Annotated in this window: 20 protein-coding genes and 1 riboswitch; of the genes, 10 read left to right on the plus strand and 10 right to left on the minus strand. The window is 66.3% G+C overall.

Features of this window, described 5'->3' with window-relative positions:
• Positions 1-31 precede the first annotated feature (31 nt).
• Together ACWELQ_RS03785 and ACWELQ_RS03790 are read left to right on the plus strand one after the other, a co-directional pair.
• Positions 32-958, plus strand: coding sequence for a LysR family transcriptional regulator (locus tag ACWELQ_RS03785; RefSeq protein WP_452395493.1), 927 nt, complete (start codon positions 32-34; stop codon positions 956-958).
• Positions 959-1,041: 83 nt separating this feature from the next.
• Positions 1,042-3,519 carry a protein kinase domain-containing protein gene (locus ACWELQ_RS03790; RefSeq protein ID WP_452395494.1) on the plus strand — a complete coding sequence of 826 codons (2,478 nt, stop codon included), beginning with the start codon at positions 1,042-1,044 and terminating at the stop codon, positions 3,517-3,519.
• A gap of 23 nt (positions 3,520-3,542) precedes the next feature.
• Here the strand turns inward: ACWELQ_RS03790 and ACWELQ_RS03795 are convergent, their stop codons facing one another.
• Positions 3,543-4,217 carry a TetR/AcrR family transcriptional regulator gene (locus ACWELQ_RS03795; protein ID WP_452395495.1) on the minus strand — a complete coding sequence of 225 codons (675 nt, stop codon included), beginning with the start codon at positions 4,215-4,217 and terminating at the stop codon, positions 3,543-3,545.
• 96 nt (positions 4,218-4,313) lie between these two features.
• Between ACWELQ_RS03795 and ACWELQ_RS03800 the strand changes: the two genes are divergently transcribed.
• The 4 genes from ACWELQ_RS03800 (at position 4,314) to ACWELQ_RS03815 (ending at position 9,807) form a co-directional block, all read left to right on the plus strand.
• On the plus strand, positions 4,314-5,708 hold the full coding sequence (locus ACWELQ_RS03800; protein WP_452395496.1) for a lipase family protein: 1,395 nt from the start codon (positions 4,314-4,316) through the stop codon (positions 5,706-5,708).
• 70 nt (positions 5,709-5,778) lie between these two features.
• Positions 5,779-5,887, plus strand: a riboswitch (TPP riboswitch).
• On the plus strand, positions 5,879-7,537 hold the full coding sequence (gene thiC, locus ACWELQ_RS03805) for a phosphomethylpyrimidine synthase ThiC (protein WP_452395497.1): 1,659 nt from the start codon (positions 5,879-5,881) through the stop codon (positions 7,535-7,537). It overlaps the preceding riboswitch by 9 nt.
• Before the next feature lie 255 nt (positions 7,538-7,792).
• Entirely contained in the window at positions 7,793-9,403 is a 1,611-nt protein-coding gene (locus ACWELQ_RS03810; RefSeq protein WP_452395498.1) for a hypothetical protein, read from the plus strand.
• Positions 9,404-9,417: 14 nt separating this feature from the next.
• Positions 9,418-9,807 carry a hypothetical protein gene (locus ACWELQ_RS03815; protein WP_452395499.1) on the plus strand — a complete coding sequence of 130 codons (390 nt, stop codon included), beginning with the start codon at positions 9,418-9,420 and terminating at the stop codon, positions 9,805-9,807.
• Positions 9,808-9,828: 21 nt separating this feature from the next.
• Here ACWELQ_RS03815 and ACWELQ_RS03820 read toward each other — a convergent pair whose 3' ends face one another.
• Positions 9,829-10,236 carry a VOC family protein gene (locus ACWELQ_RS03820; protein WP_452395500.1) on the minus strand — a complete coding sequence of 136 codons (408 nt, stop codon included), beginning with the start codon at positions 10,234-10,236 and terminating at the stop codon, positions 9,829-9,831.
• Between the two features lie 100 nt (positions 10,237-10,336).
• Complete coding sequence (locus tag ACWELQ_RS03825; RefSeq protein ID WP_452395501.1) at positions 10,337-10,987, minus strand: TetR/AcrR family transcriptional regulator; 651 nt, start codon at positions 10,985-10,987, stop codon at positions 10,337-10,339.
• A gap of 87 nt (positions 10,988-11,074) precedes the next feature.
• Here ACWELQ_RS03825 and ACWELQ_RS03830 point away from each other — a divergent pair, with 87 nt between their 5' ends.
• Both ACWELQ_RS03830 and ACWELQ_RS03835 read left to right on the plus strand, forming a co-directional pair.
• Entirely contained in the window at positions 11,075-12,229 is a 1,155-nt protein-coding gene (locus tag ACWELQ_RS03830; protein WP_452395502.1) for an epoxide hydrolase family protein, read from the plus strand.
• 98 nt (positions 12,230-12,327) lie between these two features.
• The gene (locus ACWELQ_RS03835) at positions 12,328-12,951 is read left to right on the plus strand and encodes an NAD(P)-dependent oxidoreductase (protein WP_452395503.1); all 624 of its coding nucleotides are present in this window, start codon (positions 12,328-12,330) and stop codon (positions 12,949-12,951) included.
• A gap of 18 nt (positions 12,952-12,969) precedes the next feature.
• Here the strand turns inward: ACWELQ_RS03835 and ACWELQ_RS03840 are convergent, their stop codons facing one another.
• From ACWELQ_RS03840 to thiD, 4 genes are all read right to left on the minus strand, one after another.
• Positions 12,970-13,122 (minus strand): hypothetical protein, encoded by a 153-nt coding sequence (locus ACWELQ_RS03840; protein WP_452395504.1) that lies wholly within the window; start codon positions 13,120-13,122, stop codon positions 12,970-12,972.
• Positions 13,123-13,237: 115 nt separating this feature from the next.
• On the minus strand, positions 13,238-15,247 hold the full coding sequence (locus ACWELQ_RS03845; protein WP_452395505.1) for a glycosyltransferase family 39 protein: 2,010 nt from the start codon (positions 15,245-15,247) through the stop codon (positions 13,238-13,240).
• A 169-nt stretch (positions 15,248-15,416) separates the two neighbouring features.
• Positions 15,417-16,661 carry a glycosyltransferase gene (locus tag ACWELQ_RS03850; RefSeq protein WP_452395506.1) on the minus strand — a complete coding sequence of 415 codons (1,245 nt, stop codon included), beginning with the start codon at positions 16,659-16,661 and terminating at the stop codon, positions 15,417-15,419.
• Between the two features lie 76 nt (positions 16,662-16,737).
• Positions 16,738-17,589, minus strand: coding sequence for a bifunctional hydroxymethylpyrimidine kinase/phosphomethylpyrimidine kinase (gene thiD, locus ACWELQ_RS03855; RefSeq protein ID WP_452395507.1), 852 nt, complete (start codon positions 17,587-17,589; stop codon positions 16,738-16,740).
• A 71-nt stretch (positions 17,590-17,660) separates the two neighbouring features.
• Here thiD and ACWELQ_RS03860 point away from each other — a divergent pair, with 71 nt between their 5' ends.
• A complete protein-coding gene (locus tag ACWELQ_RS03860; RefSeq protein ID WP_452395508.1) occupies positions 17,661-18,797 on the plus strand; it encodes a GTP-binding protein in 1,137 nt (378 codons plus the stop codon).
• On the opposite strand, the gene ACWELQ_RS03865 is transcribed toward ACWELQ_RS03860, so the two are convergent.
• Positions 18,788-19,381, minus strand: a complete 594-nt coding sequence (locus ACWELQ_RS03865) for a TetR/AcrR family transcriptional regulator (protein WP_452395509.1) — start codon at positions 19,379-19,381, stop codon at positions 18,788-18,790. The genes ACWELQ_RS03860 and ACWELQ_RS03865 overlap by 10 nt on opposite strands.
• 101 nt (positions 19,382-19,482) lie before the next feature.
• Here ACWELQ_RS03865 and ACWELQ_RS03870 point away from each other — a divergent pair, with 101 nt between their 5' ends.
• Positions 19,483-19,929, plus strand: a complete 447-nt coding sequence (locus ACWELQ_RS03870) for a DUF4345 domain-containing protein (protein ID WP_452395510.1) — start codon at positions 19,483-19,485, stop codon at positions 19,927-19,929.
• On the opposite strand, the gene ACWELQ_RS03875 is transcribed toward ACWELQ_RS03870, so the two are convergent.
• Both ACWELQ_RS03875 and ACWELQ_RS03880 read right to left on the minus strand, forming a co-directional pair.
• A complete protein-coding gene (locus ACWELQ_RS03875; RefSeq protein WP_452395511.1) occupies positions 19,847-20,461 on the minus strand; it encodes a TetR/AcrR family transcriptional regulator in 615 nt (204 codons plus the stop codon). The two genes, ACWELQ_RS03870 and ACWELQ_RS03875, sit on opposite strands and share 83 nt — an antisense overlap.
• Positions 20,462-20,484: 23 nt before the next feature.
• The gene (locus ACWELQ_RS03880; protein ID WP_452395512.1) at positions 20,485-20,718 is read right to left on the minus strand and encodes a hypothetical protein; all 234 of its coding nucleotides are present in this window, start codon (positions 20,716-20,718) and stop codon (positions 20,485-20,487) included.
• Positions 20,719-20,785 lie beyond the last annotated feature (67 nt).

The raw sequence follows: 20,785 nt of genomic DNA on the forward strand, positions 1-20,785 counted from the left end.
ATTACTCAAATGCATCTTTATTATGGAATACATGCACCGCACGCAATCCACCGACCTCCGGGGCCTGGACCTGAACCTGCTGGTCACCCTGGATGCTCTGCTCACCGAGCACAGCGTGACCGGCGCGGCCGAACGCCTCCGCCTCTCCGAGCCGGCGGTCAGCCGGGCACTCGGCCGCATCCGCCGCAGCATCGGCGACCCGATCCTGGTCCGCGCGGGCCGCGTCATGGTCCCGACCCCGCACGCGCTGGCCATCGAGCCGGAGGTCCGCGACCTCGTCGAGCGGATGCAACGCCTCTTCTCCGCCGCCCGCACCGCCGACGTCCGCACCGTCACCCGCGACCTGACCGTCCTGGCCCACTACGCCATGGCCGCCGTCTTCGGCCCCACCCTGGTCGAACGCGCCGCCGCCGAGGCCCCCGGCATCACGCTGCGCTTCCTCAACGAGGGCCACACCGACACCCCCATGCTCCGCGACGGCCAAGCCGACCTCGAGATGGGCATCATCGGCGACCGCGCCCCCGAAATCCACATCGCCCCGGTCTTCGAGGACCGCATGGTCGGCACGGCGCGTGCCGACCATCCCCTATTGCGCGGCAACACGATTCGCTTGGCGGACTACGTCACCGCCCGCCACCTCGCCGCCTCCCGCCGCGGCCGCCTCACCGGCCCCATCGACGACGCCCTCGCCCAGCGTGGCCTCCGCCGCGAAGTAACCGCCTCCGTAGCCGGCATCACCGGCTCCCTCTTCTTCCTCCGCAACAGCGACCTACTAGGCAACATCCCCGCCTGCGCCCGCCCCATGGCCGAACAACTCGGCCTCACCACCTTCGACCTCCCCGTCGAAACCCCACCCCTCCCTTACGCCTTGGCCTGGCACCCCCGCAACGAAGCCGACCCCGCCCACACCTGGCTGCGCGAAACGCTGCGCGACATCATGCTCACCTCCCGCGATTGATCCCTCCTCTCCAAGGCCACCTCCATACCGTGCTCACGGCGTCTATCATGCGTTTGAGCAGGACTTGGAAAGGTTTGGCGGGGGTGAGATTTCAGCCTGGAACCGTCTTCGCCGGGTACAAGATCGAACGCGTACTGGCGATCGGTGGCATGGGAGCCGTGTATCTGGCTCGGCATCCGCGATTACCTCGTCAGGTGGCGTTGAAGGTGCTGCTCGACGATACACAAGCCGATCCGACCCTAGCCACCGAGGACAAGATCGCCGCGCGGCTCGAGCTACGCCGCAGGTTCGCCCGTGAGGCGGAGCTCATCGCCTCGCTGGAACATCCAAATATCATTCGCATCGAAGATTTCAGCGGGCCCGACAATGACGTGTTGTGGATTTCGATGCGCTACGTAGCCGGAGGCGACGCTGCGGATCTTTTGACCCGCGAGGGCGGCCGACTTCCTGCGGATCGGGCCGTACGGCTCATCGCACAGGCCGCGCGCGGACTAGACCACGCCCACGGTAACCGAGTTGTGCACCGAGACGTGAAACCGCTCAACCTGCTGATAGATCGAGACGGGCAAGACGAACGAGTTGTCGTGACCGACTTCGGAATCGCACGACCGCTCGACGCTACGTTGACCGCACGGGCAGCCCCGTTGACCTACGCTTATGCCGCACCTGAACGGTTCGACCCGCGCGCTGCGGTCGACCATCGAGCTGACGTCTATTCGCTCGGATGCACTCTCTACGAGTTTATAACCGGCCGAAAGCCCTTCCCTGCAGCGGATATCGCCGCAGTGATGGGAGCGCATCTATTTTCAACTCCCCCGCGGCCCAGCCAGGTGGTGTACGCGCTGCCCACCGACTTCGACGATGTGATCGCGAAGGCCTTGGCAAAGCAGCCGGGTGACCGCTTCGGCACCTGCAGCGAATTGGTCGCCGACGCAGTGGCGGCCCTCGGTGGACGGTCGAGAAGTCTCGCACGGACCAGCCGGCCAAGAACCACACCGTATAGAGCCAGCAGCAAGGCCGCCGACCCCAAACAGCTTCTACCCGACGTCCCCAAGGCCGGAAAACCCCTGGGAGACTTCCTCATCCGACGCCAGCTTTCCGAGGGACAGGGCTGGTCCGTGTATTCGGCATGGGACCGCAACCGGAACGACACGATCGCCTTGAAGATCCGCAACGCATCCAATCCACCCACCGCCGAGTCACGCACAAGATTCCTTGCTGAATTGGCACGAGCCACCGGCCTCGAGCACGAAAATATCGTCAAAATCCACGGCCACAGTTCGGCCACGGATGCTGTCTTGTGGGTCTCGACCCAGCTCATCGAAGGCGGCGACACCTTGCAGGCGCTGCTCGACAACGAGCCTGGCCCGTTGCCTCCGAGACGTGCGGTCCGATTAACGGCACAGTTGGCAGACGGATTGGACCACGCTCACCGCAGCGGCGTCGCACATGGCCGGGTGGATCCATCCAATGTGCTGCTCAGCCGAGACAACGAGGCCGAACGGGCAATGCTCACCAACTTCGGTGGCAACCTCGTCCCCGAGTTGACAGGCGCGGATTTTCCCCGAATGTATTGGCTGGCACCCGAACAGATCTTGGGCGATAGGGTCGACCCACGCACCGATGTCTATCATCTCGGCTGCACCCTCTACCGACTGCTCAGCGGCATACCCCCATTCGGCGACAACAGGGTCGCTGCGGTGATGAAGGGCCACCTCTACGATCCGCCTCCCAAGCCGAGCGACAATGTGCCCGGCCTGCCCGAACTCTTCGACGCCATCATCGCCAAGGCTTTGGCCAAGGATCCGGGAGACCGTTATGGCACTTGTGGTCAGCTCTCCACAGCGGCCGAGCAAGCACTGTCACAGCGATATCCATTTCAGCAGATTCCGCCGCAGCAGCCATTGCCGCAGGGCCTAGCGTTGCGATACCAAGCCCGTTCCGATCGTGGACTGGTCGCATCGAACAATGAGGATTCGGTCTACGCCGGTGCTCATTTGCTCGCTGTGGCCGACGGCGCCGGCGCCGCACCCGCTGGCGAGGTGGCCTCTCAGCTGATGATCGCGACCTTGGCCCGGCTGGACGGTGAGGACCCAGGCGCCGACCCGGTCGCCAAGCTGAGGCAAGCCGTAAGAGAGGGCAATACCGCCATCGCCGCACTTACAGCAGAGCAGCGGGAACTGGCCGGAATGGGCACCACACTCACCGCGATGTTGTTCACAGGTCAGTCGATCGGGCTGGCCTATATCGGTAACTCACATGGGTACCGACTCCGAAACGGCAAGCTCACGCGGATTACCATGCGCGGTGACCCCTCGCGCATTCTCAATGGCAGACGTACGGAAATGATTGTTGCCAATCACACACCCCACGCCGGAGACCGTTACCTGTTGTGCACCGACGGACTTTCGGACGTAGTGAGTGAAGAGGCAATCGCAGATGTCTTGCGGGCGAATGTCACACCGAGTGAGCGCGCCGATCGACTCATCGAATTGGCCTTGCGCCATGGCGGTCCCGGCAACGTGACCCTCATAGTCGCCGATGTCGTTTCAATTGGGTAGCGCGTGCACCACCGGTCGATCTGCTAGGCGAGGGCGGTGCGGCCCGCGTCTACGACGGCGACGAAATGGGTCAGGTCGGCGGTGAGGGTTTCGACGGAGTCCGGGGCGCCGCCGTCGTCGTGGTGGTGGAGCCAGTCTGCGACCAGTTCGAACATGCCGCCGATGGTGGCGAGGGCCAAGGGGAGCAGGGTTCGGTCGGTGTCCGGGCCGCCTTGCAGCCATTGGTGTTTGAGGAATTCGGCGGACCAGCGGCGGTTGGAGCGGCGTTGGGCCTCGACGGCCGGGGAGATGCCGCCCGCCTCGCCGAAGGTGACCTTGGCGAGGCGGGGGTCGTCGGCGATGGCGTGGACGAACGCGGCGATGATGGCGGCGCGGCGGGTGGGCCAGTCCGAATCGGTGGTGTCGAGGGCGGTTTGGGCAACGCGTTGCTGGATGCCGGTGCTGATTTGTTCCAGCAGGGCGGTGTAGCAGGCTTCCTTGCTGTCGAAGTGATCGTAGAAGCCCTTGGTGCCGACGTAGGCGTGCTGGCAGATCTGCTCGATCGAGGTCAGCGAATAACTTTGGCGGGCAAAGAGATCGGTGGCAGCGGTGAGGAGCTGGCGGCGGCGCTGGGCGCTGCGCTCGTCGGCGTCGAGGCCGCGGATGCGACGCCGCACGGGGGTCCGGTCGGTCGGCGCGGCGGATTTGCTGCGGGACATGCCTAGACGATAGCCAAGGTCATTTCAGAAAGACATCTTGTTGGTAAGTGGATACCGTGTTGTAATCGCTGTCACGTCGAGGAAGGGAACACAGACGTGGCAATCGAAGGGGATCGCCGAAGGCGGGGTAGACGGCTGTTCGCAGCCGCGCTCGCCACGGCATTGACGGCCGCCTCGGCCGTGCTGCTCGGGGGATATACGGCGGGAACAGCTGCCGCACAACCACTTCCACTGAATGTAGATCCGTTCTATCAAGCACCCGACGGCTTCGAGGCCAGCGATCCGGGCACCATTCTGCGCAGCCGCGAAGTGCAGTTGGCCGTGCTCACCGTGCTGCCGGTGCACGTGCGGTCCTGGCAGTTGCTCTACCGCACCACCGACCTGTTCGGCCAGCCGACGGTGGCGGCCACCACGGTGGCGATTCCCGAGGGGGCCAACACTTCTCACAGCAGGCCACTGGTCTCGCACCAGTTCTTCTACGACAGCACCTCGCCGAATTGCGCGCCGTCGTTCGTCTTGCAGCAGGGCGGCGGGCTGCCCGCGCTGGAAGGCATTCACTCCACCGTCGAATACCTGGAACTGGCGGCGTCCATCAGCCAGGGCTACGCCATCAATGTGCCCGACTACGAGGGCCTGAACGGGCATCTCGCGGTCGCCAAGGAACCCGGCTACATGATTCTCGACAGCGTGCGCGCCGCCGAGGCGTTCCAGCCGCTGGGGCTCGACGGCGCGAATACGCCTGTCGCCCTGTGGGGTTACTCCGGCGGCGGCATGGGCAGCGGCTGGGCGGCGGAGATGCAGCCGAGCTACGCGCCGGAACTGAATGTGAAGGCCATCGCGATGGGTGCGCCGGTCTCGGATGTCGAATCACTGTTGCACGTCAACGGTTCCATGTTCGCCAGCCTGATCGGCGTCGGGATCGCGTCACTGCGCAATGCGTACCCGAAGTTCGCGGAGACCACCGACAAGTACCTGACGCCGGAGGGCCGGGCGGTCATGGACCGGACCGCGAATCAGTGCCTGGTGCGCAATGTGCTGAATCTGATGTTCACCGATTACCAACGGATGCTGACGATTCCGATCGCGGATTTCCTGGCCTTGCCCGAGATCAAGGAGGTCTTCGATTCAACGGTGCTGGGCAGCAATCCGCCGACCGCGCCGACCATGGTCTATCAAGGCGTCTACGACGAGGCGGTGCCGTGGTACACCAACGACCGCATGGTCCAACAGTGGTGTGACGGTGGCACTTCCGTCTACTACAAGCGCGATCACCTCAGCGAGCATCTGACGCTGACCACGCTCGGCATGGCCGATGCCTTCAACTGGATCAAGTCGCGGCTGGCTCCCGGCGCGGCCGATCCGGTGGGCTGCCGCACCGACAATGTGATCAGCATGTACGCCAGCGTGGACGCGCTGGCCACCCAGACCGAGATCGCGTTGAACGCGGCCTTCGGGGCGCTCGGCTGGCCCATCGGACCGCAAGAGCGCTGATCAGACCGGATCGTATATTCCACGGTCCCGGGGCGTTCGCGTCCCGGGACCAGGTATGGTCGGCTGGAAAGTTACTGCCAACGGGGGCTCGCACCAGCGGGCTGAGAGGACGGCTAGGGCCGTCGACCGTATGAACCTGACCGGGTAATGCCGGCGTAGGGAGGATTCAAATGTCATCGAGTCGTGTCTCCAGCACATCTGCGCCCGTCGACACCGTGACAACAGGTCCCATTGAAGGCAGCGTCAAGCACTACGAGCAGGTCGAGGCCAACGGCACGACTTTGAACGTGCCGGTGCGACGCATCAACCTCACCAATGGCGAGCACTTCGACGTGTACGACACCTCCGGTCCGTACACCGACGCCACCGCCACCATCGACCTCGAGGGCGGGCTCCCCAAGCTCCGCGACGAGTGGGACAAGCCGCAGGTCGACGGCCCGCCGACGCAGCTCAACTGGGCGCGTCAGGGCGTGATCACCGCCGAGATGCACTACATCGCCAAGCGTGAAGGCGTTGCGCCGGAACTGGTTCGCGACGAGGTCGCCGCCGGTCGTGCGGTCATCCCGGCCAACCATAAGCACCCCGAGTCCGAGCCGATGATCATCGGCAAGAAGTTCGCGGTGAAGATCAACGCGAACATCGGCAACTCGGCCGTGAGCTCCTCCATCGCCGAGGAGGTCGAGAAGATGGTGTGGGCCACCCGCTGGGGCGCCGACACCATCATGGATCTCTCCACCGGCAAGAACATTCACGAGACCCGCGAGTGGATCCTGCGCAACTCCCCCGTCCCGGTGGGCACCGTGCCGATCTACCAGGCGCTCGAGAAGGTGAACGGCGATCCCACCAAGCTCACTTGGGAGATCTACCGCGACACCGTGATCGAGCAGGCCGAGCAGGGCGTCGACTACATGACGGTGCACGCGGGCGTGCTGCTGCGCTACGTGCCGCTGGCCGCCAAGCGCGTCACCGGCATCGTGTCGCGCGGCGGCTCGATCATGGCCGCGTGGTGTCTGGCGCATCACCAGGAATCGTTCCTGTACACCAACTTCGCCGAACTCTGCGAGATCCTCGCCAAGTACGACATCACCTTCTCCCTCGGTGACGGCCTGCGTCCCGGCTCCATCGCGGACGCGAACGACGAGGCCCAGTTCGCCGAGCTGCGCACCCTGGGCGAGCTCACCAAGATCGCGAAATCCTTTGGCGTGCAGGTGATGATCGAGGGCCCCGGCCACGTGCCGATGCACAAGATCGTGGAGAACGTGCGGCTGGAGGAGGAGCTCTGCGAGGAGGCTCCCTTCTACACCCTCGGCCCGCTGGCCACCGATATCGCGCCCGCCTACGACCACATCACCTCGGCCATCGGCGCGGCCATCATCGCCCAGGCCGGCACCGCGATGCTCTGCTACGTGACTCCGAAGGAGCACCTGGGCCTGCCCAACCGCGACGACGTGAAGGTCGGCGTGATCACCTACAAGATCGCCGCCCACTCCGCCGACCTGGCCAAGCAGCACCCGCGCGCCCAGGACCGCGACAACGCGCTGTCCAAGGCTCGCTTCGAGTTCCGCTGGACCGACCAGTTCAACCTCTCCCTGGACCCCGACACGGCGCGCGAGTACCACGACGAGACCATGCCCGCGGAACCCGCCAAGACCGCCCACTTCTGCTCCATGTGCGGCCCGAAGTTCTGCTCCATGCGCATCTCCCAGGACGTCCGCGACTACGCCGAAAAACACGGCCTCACCCACGTCTCCGCCATCGAAGCAGGCATGGCCGAAAAGTCCGCCGAATTCGCCGACGCAGGCAACAAGGTCTACCTGCCCGTCGTATAAACCGGAATTCGAGTGTGCGTGCATCCATTTCGGGGCACGCACATTCGATCGACTTCCCTGAATTCCACCCCTTCCCGCCGGACGGCATTGCTACCGTGAGTGCACTGCTCGAATGGCTGTAGGGGGAAGCATGGGCAATCGTGTTGTACACATTCGAATCGGGCAATTGTGACTCGGCCGGTTCCCGCGGCGGCGGATGAGGCCACTCGATATCTCGCTGCCGCGGTACACCTCGACGACCAACTGGCAGATCAGTTGATCGAAGAATTCCTGGCCGAACCCAGACGGGCGGTACCTCCCTCACCCGGCGTCCGCGCAGAGGTGGTGCTGAGGGAAGCGGCCTCGGCACGGTTACGCCGCGTCGTGGTCGATACGACAGTACTGATCCTGCTGGGATTGCTCACCGCCATCGCGTCGTTCATCGTCGCGGCCTGGCTGGCCTCCGCGATGGCATGGCGGCTCGCCGCAGCCCTCGTGACGACAACGGCTGCCAAGGCATTCGGGAAACCCGGTGTGCCTTACCAACTTCCGGGCTGGGTCCGATGGTGGCTGACCTACCTCCTCTGGGGGACCCTGGGAATCGTTCTGATCACCATGGTCACCGGTGTCACGCTGCTGGCGACGAATCGCCAGAACTCACCGGATGAATCGAATCTGTTCGCGGTGACGCTGCTCATCCAGATGGCGCTCTTCGGCCTGCTACTGACACAGGCTCTGGTCCGGCGTTATGTGGTCAATGGGTGGTATCGCTTCGGCAGGTATCACCGTGACGCACCACTGCGCGCGGCTGCCGACCGCGCAGCCACGCCGTACGCGGCCCGACTGTCTCGCTTCGCCGCGGCGGATGCGTGTACCTCCGGACAATTCAACCCCGCCGAGCTGATTGTCCATCGGGGCGTGAATCCGTTCGTGGGCGCGGGGATTCGTCTCGAGAAATGGAGTTGGTCGACCACTTTCGACCTGCATCCCGCGAAACCGGGCGCCAATGGTTCGGTGCCCACGTTCGACCCGATGGAACTGCAGGACTTCATCAGCAAAGATCTGATGGCCCTGCGAGAGACGCCGACACTCACCCCCGGCTGGCGATTCTCCGAACTGTACATTGCGCACTGGGCGTTGCTCTCCTCCGGCCATCTGCTGCACTATCCCGAAGCGGAGCCCTTGCTCCGGCAGTTGGAAACGGGGCTGAACCCGCAAATGCGCCCGGAGGATTGGGCCAACCTGCAGAACACCTCCCCGGAATGGCTGCGATATTTCCGCTGCTATCGCGTCGAGGGCTGGGAGCGGCAACTGGCCGTATCCACATTCCTGCACGTCGGCTGCCAGCAACGCACGCTGTTTCTCGAATGGCAAGCCTTCGTGCTGCCACCCATCGACAACGCCTATCGCGCAGTGGATGAGCATCGGATACCGGTGCTGCCCGAGATCTGGCAGGCCCTGGGCGAATTCGCGCTGCTGCCGACCACCATCCCGAGCCGGATCGGCACTCTCTGGCGGTGGGTACGTGAACGCAGCGGAATCAGAAGCGGGGCCTGGCGTTCTCCGGCCGAGGCCGCGCACGCCTTCGGTGCCCGGCAGAGCGTCCGGGAGGTCGGTGCGGGGACCGAATTCACGAGCTTCTTCGAGGTGACCGATCTGGAGCGCTACCAGCGCATCCTGCGCGGCAGGGTATTCGACGCAGTGCACCGCTTCCTGGTCGAAAAGGGCATATCCACAGCGGCATTCGATCAAGCCGTCACTCAGATCACCAGTGCCACCTACATCAGCAACTCGAACGTAGTCGCGAACGCCATCGGCGGGACCAACAACAGCGGCGTCATGCACGGCGCCTCGATGACGGCCGTCTCGCCGGGAACACCAACCTGACAGGAGAATTCGTCATGACGGACCACACAGCTGGCGACGTGCACATCACCGGCGGCAATGTCGTGGCCGGAAACATCGGCGGCATCGGCAATTCCAGCGAGATGCACGGCCCGGTCACCATGAACATCACCGCGGAGACCGATCAACTGCGCACAACGCTGGAGCAGCTGCGCGACGAACTGGCACAGCTGCGCGGGATGCTGCCCGCGACCGCCGGACCCGATGCCCATCCGGACGAGGTGTCCGAGCTCATCGAGGAGCTCGAACGCCCCGAACCGGACGCGCGACGGGTCGTCGGCAAATGGCACCGCCTCTTGCAGCGCATCCCGGCACCACTGCGCAGCATCGACAGCATCACCAGGATCGTCGACTTGATCGCGAAGGTGGAAGGGCTGGTGTCCTAGCCGGCGAGCAACCCGGAAAGGTCAGGCCCGGCTGGAAATCTGCTGCACGGACCAGCTGTTGCCGTCCGGGTCGTCGAAGAAGATGAAGCCGCTGTTGTCCAGCGGATCCGCGTCGGGGTTGGTCGGTCCGGGCAGCACCTGGATGTCGGTCACATCCACCCCGCGCTCGACGAGCTCGGCGTGCGCCCGCCGCAGATCCGGGACGACCAGTTGCAGTCCCTTGAGGTAGCCGGGCTCCATCTTCGGCACCGCACCCTCCCCGATGACGATGGAACAGCCCGAGCCGGGCGGGGTGAGCTGACAGATGCGCATCCCCTCGGCGGGGCGAACATCGTGATCGACATGGAAGCCGAGCTTGTCGCTGTAGAAGTCCTTGGCGCGGTCGACGTCGGAGACGGGGACGATGACCACTTCGAGAGTCCAGTTCATGACAGATCCTTCCGAGTAGGGCTTTCCTCTGGAAGTCGGAGCCGAGACACGAGATTCATCATTGTTCAGGCGGCTGGAGCGAGTGTGTTTTCTGGGGGCCTTACTGGTCGCGGCGTTGCCAGCGTTGTGCGAATTCGCCCGGGGTGGGCGGGGGGCCGGGGAGGCCGGTGGTGGCAGCGAGGCCGTCGATCAGCAAGGTGAGCACGCGGAGGCGGAGTTGGCGGGTGCGGTCGGCATCGGGAACCGTGATGGCGGCGCAGGATTCGAGGATGAGGCCGAAGTCCGCGACATCGATCTCCGGCCGCAGTCGCCCGGATTCCCGTGCCCGGCGCAGGATCTCGGCATTGAGTTCGGCCGAGCGCCGCACTTCGGGGAGGATCGACTCGTCCGGGGTGAAGGTGCCGGCCAGATGCACGACCAGCGAGTGCACGTCGGCTTCGACCACGCGGTGCAGGAAGTCGACCAGCACGGCCCAGCCGTCGGAGTTCTCCAGCGCCGCTTCGGCTTCGGTGTTGTAGCGCCGCAGCCCGTCGTAGCAGAGGGTGCGCAGTAGCTGCTCCTTGCTCGGGTAGCGGCGATACAGGGCGCTGATACCGACCCCGGCGCGTTCCGCGACCGCCGAGATCGGGGCCTTGGGTTCGGCGAGGAAGACGTCGCGGGCGGCGGCCAGGATGAGTTCGTCATTGCGGGCAGCCTGGGCCTTGCGGCCGGGTAGAGCGCGCTGAGCTGCGGGTTCGACTGTCTTCGGCATGAATCCGAGAATACCACTTGAACGGAATGATCCGTTCCGTTATGGTTGAAACAGAACGAAGCATTCCGTTCCAACTAGGAGAGAATGATGAACGCCCAGTCCGCCACCGCCATCCGCCCCTTCCGCATCGACGTCCCCCAGGCCCAGCTCGATGACCTGAACGAGCGGCTGCGCAAGGCGCTCTACCCCAACGAACTGCCGGGCGTGGGCGACTCCTACGGCGTCACCGCCGACCGGGTGCGCGGCCTCGCCGACTACTGGTTGAACGAATTCGATTGGCGGGCACTGGAAGCCAAGCTCAACGCCTACCCGCAGTTCACCACCGAGATCGAGGGTGAGGACATCCACTTCCTGCACATCCGATCGCCGCGCGAGGACGCCACCCCGGCCATCCTGACGCACGGCTGGCCCGGCTCGATCCTGGAGTACCTGGATGTCATCGAACCGCTGACCAACCCGGCCGACGCCGCCACCCCCGCCTTCCACCTGGTCATCCCCTCGCTGCCCGGTTTCGGCTTCTCCGGCCCGACCCGCAGCACCGGCTGGGGCACCCGCCGCACCGCCCGCGCCTGGGTGACGCTGATGGACCGGCTCGGCTATCAGCGCTTCGGCGCGATCGGCAATGACGCGGGCTCGATGGTCTCGCCGGAAATTGCCCGCATCGCCCCCGAGCGGCTGCTGGGAATGCATGTGACGCAGCTGTTCTCGTTCCCGTCCGGCGATCCGGCCGAGATGGCGGACCTGGCCGCCGAGGATTACGAGGCGCTGGGCCACCTGCAGTGGTTCATGGACAACAAGTTCTCCTTCAACACCCTGCACAGCCAGCAGCCGCAGACCGTGGCCTTCGCGATCTCGGATTCGCCGATCGGCCTGCTGGGCTGGAACTCCCAGCTCATGGGCGAAAGCCTGGACGCCGAGTTCATCATCGGCAATGTGGCGATCTACTGGCTGACCGGCACCGCCGCCTCCTCGATCCGCTTCTACTTCGAGGACGCCCACGACACGGAGCAGACCCCCGGCCCGACCACCGTGCCGACCGCGCTGGCCATGTTCAAGGGCGATTTCCAGTCCATGCGCCGCTTCGCCGATCGCGATCACAAGAACATCGTCAGCTGGCATGCCTACGACGTGAATTCGTCCCGCTCCACCAGCCCCAACGACGCGGCCGGGCATTACGCGGCGCACGAGGCCACCGACATCCTGGTCACCGACATCCGTGAGTTCTTCGCCCGCCTGAGCTGATCTCGCATGTTCGCGAGACGCGCGACGATGTTTCCCGGCGGCTCCCGTTGGTGTACTGGAATCACCTTCCCGACAACGAATTTCACGAGGTGAGAGCCATGAAGGTAGCCATTTTCGGAGCCACCGGGACCGTCGGTCGCCACGTCGTCGCACGAGCGCTGGCATCCGGCCATCAGGTCACCGTGCTGACCCGCGATGCCGCGCACATCAGCACACCGCACGAGCGGCTGCGGGTCGAGGTCGGCGACGTCCTGGACCCGGCCGCCGTGGAGCGCACGGTGATCGGGCAGGACGCGGTCATCGTCACCCTGGGCGCGGGCCGCAAGGGCGTGGTCCGCGCCGAGGGCACCCGCCGCATCATCGAGGCCATGGACCGCACCGGCGTCAAACGCCTGATCTGCCAGTCCTCCCTGGGCGTCGGCGACAGCCGGGCCAACCTGAACTTCGTCTGGAAGTACGTCATGTTCGGCATGCTGCTGCGCCAGGCCTACGCCGACCACGTGGTGCAGGAGCAGTACGTCGCGGCCAGCGACCTGGACTGGACCATCGTGCGTCCCAGCGCCTTCACCGACGGCCCCGCCACCGGCACCTACCGCCGCGGCTTCCCCGCCACGGAATCCGGCCTGTCCCTGAAGATCTCCCGCGCCGATATCGCGAACTTTCTGGTGGAGCAGCTCACCGACGACACCTACCTGCGTCGCGCGCCCGGCATCTCCAACTGATCGGGAATCGCGAACGGGTCAGAAGCCGAAAACCTCGGCGATCTCGATGGATTCGTCGTCCCAGCGGCGTTCGATGGCCGCCCGCTCGGCATCCGGGAGCAGTGGATCCCATCCGGCCCTGCGCCAGAAGGCTTCTCGATGCTCATCATTGAGGGGATGCGGCGTGCTCATGGCAGTTCCCTGGATCGTGACGACCGTCATATCCAGGGTAGCGAGAAGAACCGAGCGTCAGGACCGGATCGGGTCCTGGCGCTCGGTTCTTTTGCGGCGGTGGCAAGCCCGCCGGTTATGCGGTTTTCGGAGCGGTCAGGTCGTAGAGGGTGATGCCGTCGACTTCCTGGGAGTTGAAGTGCTCCTTCACCCAGGCGGTGATCTGCGAGCTCTGATTGTTGGAGCCGCCGTCTCGCTCGCCGCCGCCCATCTGGCTGCCGGCGATGAAGTAGTGGATCCGGCCCACCTGCACGTATTCCTGGAACTGGGCCAGCGTCGGGGACGGGTCGCTGCCGTTGAAGCCGCCGACCGGCATGACGGGCAGCTGAGTCGCCAGCTGGAATCCGGCCGCCGAGTTGGAGCTGACGGTCGCCGCCACCCAGGTGTAGTCCGAGCCGTCGGCCTCCAGCAGGGCGGTGACCCGGGCGCTGGGCGTGCTCGCCATCATCATGTTGCCCGCCGCGCCGCCGAATCCGCCGGGGCCGCTGTCGTTTCCGGCGTTGGCACTGCCGTTGCCGCGCGGTCCGCCGGGTCCGCCCTCGGCATTGCGGCCGTTCGGTATGCCGTGACCACCGCCGCGTGGCCCACCGTGGCCACCCCAGCCCATCGTCTGCGGGCCCGCCGAGGGCATCGGGCCCGAGTGGGCCGTGGCGATGCCGTCGATCGCGTAGGCGGTGGGCGCGGCCAAGCCGACCAATACCGCGGCCGCCGCGACGGCCAGACCGGCCTTGCGTGACAAGCGAATCAGCAGCAGCAGGGTGGCGACGATGCCGCCGACCAGCACCACCCAGCGCAGCCACGGCACGAAGGAGGTGCTGCGGGACAGCACGATCCACGCGGTCGCGGTGGTCGCCCCCAGTGCGAGTGCGGCCGTGAGCCGGACCCACAGCGCGTCCCGATGCTGCCAGGCGAGCACCGCTCCGATGCCGACCAGCGCCGCTACCGCGGGGGCCAGCGCCACCGTGTAGTACGGGTGGAAGATGCCCTTCATGAAGCTGAACACCAGCCCGGTGCCCAGCAGCCAGCCGCCGAACAGGATGAGCGTCGCCCGCTGCGGGTCGGTGCGGGTCAGCTTGCCGCGCAGCGCGATTCCCAGGACCAGCAGAATCAGCGCGGCCGGGATGAGCCAGGCGATCTGACCGGCCTGCGCCGGCTGGAACAACCGCCCGATGCCGGGGCTGCCCCACATGCCGCCGCCACCGGTCGGCATATCGCCGCCGCCGAAGCCGCCGACACTGCCGGTCTCGTCACCGTTTAGGCGGCCCAGGCCGTTGTAGCCGAGGGTCAGTTCGATGATCGAATTGTGCTGTGATCCACCGAAGTACGGCCGATCCGAGGCGGGCCACAGTTCGGCCACCAGCACCCACCAGCCCGCGCCCGCCACCAGGCCGGCGGCCGCGCCGAACAGCTGCGCGATGCGCTTGCCCAGCTTGGGCGGGCCCGCAATCAGGTAGGTGAGCGCCAGCGCGGGCACCACCAGCAGCACCTGCAATTGCTTGGCCAGGAAACCTAGTCCGATGAAGGCACCCGTCAACAGCAGCCAGCGGGTACGACCGTCGGCCACCGCGCGGCCCATGGCCCAGGCCGCCGCGAGCATGAGGAACACCAGCATGGCGTCCGGATTGTTGAACCGGAACATCACGGCCGCAATGGGTGTCACGGCCAGCACCAGTCCCGCGAGCAGTCCGGCGCTCGCCCCGAAGGGACGGCGCACGATCGCCCACAGCAGCGCCACCGACGCCACACCCAGCAGGGCCTGCGGCAGCAGCATGCTCCAGCTGTGCAGTCCGAAGACGCGCACGGACAGCTCCATGGGCCACAGCGACAGTGGCGTCTTGTCCACGGTGATCGAGTTGGCGGCGTCGGAGGAGCCGAAGAAGAAGGCCTTCCACGACACCGAGCCCGCTTGCACGGCCGCGGCGTAGAAGGAGTTGGCCCAGCCGTTCGCGGACAGATTCCAAAGGTAGGCGATGCCGGTGCCGACGAGAAGGGCGGCCAGGGCCAGGTATTCGCGCCGGTCGCCGCGGACCGCGGCCGGTTGGGCCGGGGGTGGAGCGGTGGGCCGTTCGGTCAGTGTCGCGGTCATCGTTCGCCTCCTCGGTCGTCTCGTCGCGCGGGTGTTTCGCCCGGCGCGGGTGTATCGGTGGGTGCCATCCAACAGGGCAGGTCGCCGTGGTCGCAGCGGCCAGGGAAATCGACGTGCAGCAGCCGGAATCCGTCGTCGGTGAGCCCGCGGGGCGCGGGAACGATCGTGGTCACCCGACCACCTGGGGCGTGGGATGCTTTCCGGCATTGCGGAACACCCAGCGCAGACCCACGAAGCGCAGCAGGGTCGCGACCAGGTTGGCGATCACCAGCACCAGTAGCTCGAGATGCACGGCCGCGTCGGGCGCCCAGTGGTGCAGTGTGTAGAGCGAGCCACTGGTCAACGCGAGACCGACCCCGAAGATGATCAGGCCCTGGAAGTGGTGTGTCACCGCCTGACTGCCGCCGCGCACCCCGAAGGTGAAGGCGCGGTTGGCGGCGGTGTTGCCGATCGCGGTGACCAGCAGCGCCAGGAAGTTGGCCGCCTGCGCGCCCATGATGCCCTGCAACACCACGTAGAGCAGCAGGTAGGCCAGGGTCGAGGTGACGCCGACGATGCCGAAGCGCACCAGCTGCCCGACCATGCCCAGCGGCACGCCCTCGACCAGCGGCTCCCGGCCGATGGCCGCGCGCAGCTCGTTGATGGGCAGCCGACCGGTGGTCAGTGCCCGGCCGACTCGCCACACGCCTTGCAGGTCCTTGCGGGCGGTGTCGATGATGTCCACCCGGGAGTCCGGGTCGTCGATCCAGTCCACCGGCACCTCGTGGATGCGCAGCCCGATGCGTTCGGCCAGCACCAGCAGTTCGGTGTCGAAGAACCATTCACCGTCCTCGACGAGCGGCAGCACCAGCTTGGCCACCTCGCCGCGCATGGCCTTGAAACCGCACTGCGCGTCGGAGAACTTGGCCTGCAACGAGGCGCGCAGGATGAGGTTGTAGCAGCGCGAGATGATCTCGCGCTTGGGCCCGCGCACCACCCGCGAGGAGGACGCCAGCCGGGTGCCGATGGCGACATCGGAATGCCCGGAAACCAGCGGCGCGACCAGCGGCAGCAGCGCATTCAGGTCGGTGGACAGGTCCACGTCCATGTACGCGACGATCTCCGCGTCGGAGGACTGCCAGACTTCGCGCAGCGCGCGCCCGCGGCCCTTGCGGTCCAGGTGCACCACGCGCACGCCGTCGAGCTGCTCGGCCAGCTGCCGGGCCACCTCGAGGGTGCCGTCGGTGGAGGCGTTGTCGGCGATGGTGATTCGCGCCGTGAACGGGAAGTTCAGGGTGAGGAAGGCGTGCAGTCGGCGCACGCACGGCCCCAGATCGACCTCTTCGTTGTACACCGGAACGACCACATCCACGACGGGCGCGGTCACTGCTTCTGCGGGTTCCGCCGCCCGCACGGCGGTCTGTGTGTCGTTCATAGTGACCAATTTCGATCACCGAACTCACATCAGTCTGCGGCCTGCCTGGCAGTTTCCTGGGAGCCTGTGATAACGGCTAGGCCGGGCCGAGATGCAGCCGCCACAACGGAGAGACCGGTCCGTGTCCCTTGCCCAGGTCGTAGGACGCCTCCAGGCTGCGGAAGGTCCACTCCTTGGCGAAGGCCACCGCGTCCGGCACCGAATACCCGTGGGCCAGCGCGCAGCACATGGACGCGGCCAGGGTGTCGCCGCCACCGTGATCGTTGCCGGTGGCCAGGCGGCGAGCCGGGAGTTCATGAAAGACGTCGCCGTCGAAGAGCAGGTCGGTGGACTGTTCGGAGGTGCGCAGGTGACCGCCCTTGACGATGGCCCAGCGCGCCCCGAGCGCGATGAGCGCCTCGGCGGCCCGGCGGGCGGAGGGATCGTCGACCACGTCGATGCCGGTGAGCAGCCGGACCTCGTCGAGATTGGGGGTGACCACGGTGGCCAGCGGGATCAGGGTGTGCCGCATGGCGTCCAGGGCCTCGGCGTGCAGCAGCGCGTCGCCGTGCATGGACGCGGCGACCGGGTCCACCACCAGCGGGATGTCTCCGTCGCGGCCGATGCCGACCTCGCGGCACACGCCCGCCACCGCCTCGATGATGGCGGTCGAGGCCAGCATGCCGGTCTTGGCCGCGCCGATTCCGATGTCGCCCACCACGGTTCGCACCTGGTCGGCCACGATCTGCGGCGGAATCTCGTGGAACCCGCTGACGCCGAGGGTGTTCTGCACGGTCACCGCGGCGACCGCGACGCACGCGTGCACGCCGCACAGCGCCATGGTGCGGGAGTCGGCCTGGATGCCCGCGCCGCCGCCGGAGTCGGTGCCCGCGATGGTCAGGGCGCGAACCGGGGTCTTGCCATTCGGGGCCAAGGGTAGAAGTTCCACGTCACAGACCCTAGTGGGCTCACGCCACACCCGAACGACCACCCTAAATGAAAACCGTTATCATTAACTGCATGACTTCAGCCCCACTCCCCGTGACCGTGCTGTCCGGTTTCCTCGGCGCGGGCAAGACCACGCTGCTCAACCACATCCTCGCCAACCGCGAAGGCCGCCGAGTCGCGGTCATCGTCAATGACATGAGCGAGGTGAACATCGACGCGGCGCTCGTCGCGGGCCAGGGCCATCTGGACCGGACCGAGGAGAAGCTGGTCGAGCTGACCAACGGCTGCATCTGCTGCACGCTGCGCGAGGACCTCATCGAATCGGTGGGCGCGCTGGCGCGGGAGGGCCGCTTCGATCAGCTGGTCATCGAATCCACCGGCATCTCCGAGCCCATGCCCGTGGCGGCCACCTTCGAGTGGGAGTTCGAGGACGGCTTCCGTCTGGGCGAACTCGCCCGGCTCGACACCATGGTGACGGTCGTGGACTGCTCGACCTTCCTTTCCGAGGTAGTGAAGGGTCAGGCGCTCGCGGAGCGGAATCTGCAAGCGGGAGAGGGCGATGCGCGCACGATCGCCGATCTGCTCATCGATCAGGTCGAGTTCGCGAATGTGCTGGTGCTCAACAAGACCGATCTGGTGAGCGCGAACGCCCTCGGGACGGTGAAGGCCACGATCCGGCGATTGAACCCCGGCGCCCGCATCGTGCATGCCGCGCACGGCGTGGTCGACCTCGCCGAGGTGCTCGCCACCGGCCGCTACAACCCGGACCTCGCGGCCCAATTCGACGGCTGGGACGAGGAACTCGCGGGCGGCCACACCCCCGAGACCGAGGAATACGGCATCAGCAGCCTCACCTTCACCGCCGATCGCCCCTTCCACCCCGAACGCCTGGACGCCGCCCTGGCCCAGCTCCAAAGACTGTTGCGCAGCAAGGGTTTCTTCTGGCTGGCCAGCCGCCCCGACCTGGCCGCCATCTGGTCCCAGGCGGGCCCGAACCTGACCTTCGAGGCCGGGGCCTACTGGGAATCGCTCGATATGACGCCGGGCCAGGAAATCGTGTTCATCGGCATCGAACTCGACCGCCCCCACGTCCGCGACCTACTGAACTCGGCACTGCTCACCGACGCCGAACTCGCTGCGGGCCAACGGGAGTGGCTCACCTACGCCGATCCCTTCCCATCCTGGGGACCCAGCCACCATCACGCCTGAGCGTTCTGATCATTCAGGGCGGCAAGGGAACCCGTGAGAGCGCCCAGGCAGGCTCCGCGCACCTGGGCGCGGGTGAGGGTTTCGTGTTCGAGCCATTCCAGGCACAGCGTGTGCACGAACATCAGCCAGGAGGTGACCACCGCGGACATGGTCGCGCGCTCCGGACCGGTCAAGCCGGTGGCCGCCAGCACTACATCGTGCATGGCGGCGTGGTCGCCGAAGACGATGGCCTGCACGACCGGATCGCCCGCGAGGGCTCGATTGGCGGCCAGCACGGTATTGCGATTCGCGGCGAAGTAGTCCAAGTGAGCCTCGAGTCCGGCCGCGATCTGATCGGTCAGGGGAAGGTCGGGGTCGATGCGGACCTGATCCCGGAGGGTGTCGGCGGCACGCTGGTAGATCGCGGCGAAAAGGGCGCTCTTCTTGGGGAAATGCCGATAGAGCAGGGTGCGCGAGATGCCTGCCAGTTCGGCGACCTGGTCCATTTGGACCTGTTCGTAGGGCTGTTCGGCGAACAGGCGCGCGCCGACCTCGAGGAGTTCGGCGCGGCGCTGGTCAGGGGCCAGGCGGCGGCGCGGGGGCATCGCTCCACACTAGTTGACGCGTGTGCACTAACGGGGTTAGGCTCCGAGGCAGCTTAGTTGACACGCGTACACTAGCGTGCGTTTCGCGGAGGAGGGCGGCCGTGAAGACCGTATTGCGTTGGTATCTCATTGTTTTCGGCATCGTCGACGTGCTGATCGCGTTGGCGCACATCTTCATCGGGCCGAGCACGATCATCGGCGCGAACACCCCCAATGCCACACTGGACGGGGATGTACGGTTCTCGATGGTGCTGTTTCTCGCCTATGGCATCGCATGCCTATGGGCCGCAAGGGATCTGGACGGCAATGCCGGGCTGATCCATCTACTCATGCTGGTGTTCTTCCTGGGCGGTGTGGTGCGGCTGCTGACCGTGGCCTACGTCGGCTGGCCGCACCCGTTCTACATCGCCATGATCGCGGTGGAACTCGTTACGCCACCGGTGTATTCGATACTGCTGCGCCGGGTCAGTCCGGAACCGGGAGAGCGGCGTGCAGGGTCGCTGCCCACTGCTGGACGATTTCCTTCCGGCGCAGCGAATCATCCGTGAGGACGTCGGCCAGCCCCAGCCCACGGGCCAGGTCCAGGGTTGCTTGGACCAGGTGGTGGGTGACCGGATCGGAGTCGTCGACGCCGAGGGCCTCCACGGCCATGCGGTGGGAGATCCGGCCGAAGCGGGCTTCCAGCGGCACGATTCGCTCGCGCAGGGCCGGGTCGGCGGCGGCGTGGGTCCAGACCTGTAGCGCCGCCTTGAACAAGGGGCTGGTGTAGGACTCGACGAGACCCGCCACCACCGCTTCGGTGCGGGCCGCGCCCTGCGCCACCTCGGTGACGGCCTCGGCGTCGGCCTTGACCTGATCCATCCGGGTTTCGAACATGTACTCGAGCGCGGCGGTGATCAGGTCTTCGCGGGTCGGGAAGTGATGCTGGGCGGCACCACGGGACACCCCGGCGCGTTCGGCGACCACGGCGACCGTCGCGGCCGCCCAGCCCGTCTGGGCCAAGCAGTCGATGGTCGCCTCCAGCAGCCGCTGCCGGGTGGCCCGGCTGCGGTCCTGCTTGGGTTCGTGGGGTGTCGCCATGGATGCCTATTCTGCCGAGTTGCCTATTGCGCCCAACTCGCCGGGCGGCGCTGCATGAACGCGGTGATGCCCTCGATCACCTCGGGGGTGCCGAAGAAGCTGGCCGAACGCTTGGCCAGCTCCTCGGACTTGCTGTCGAAGGTGGTGAGGAGATCGGCATTGACCAACTGCTTTGCCTCGGCCAGACCCTGCGGCGAACCCTTGCGAAGCTCCCCGCACAGCCGGGCCACCTCGGCGACCGGATCGTCGGCCGCCACGGTGATCAGCCCGATGCGTTCGGCCTCGGCGGCGTCGCCTGGGCCGCAACCAACGCGCCCTCATCGA

It is taken from the genome of Nocardia sp. NPDC004722 (genome assembly GCF_053601505.1).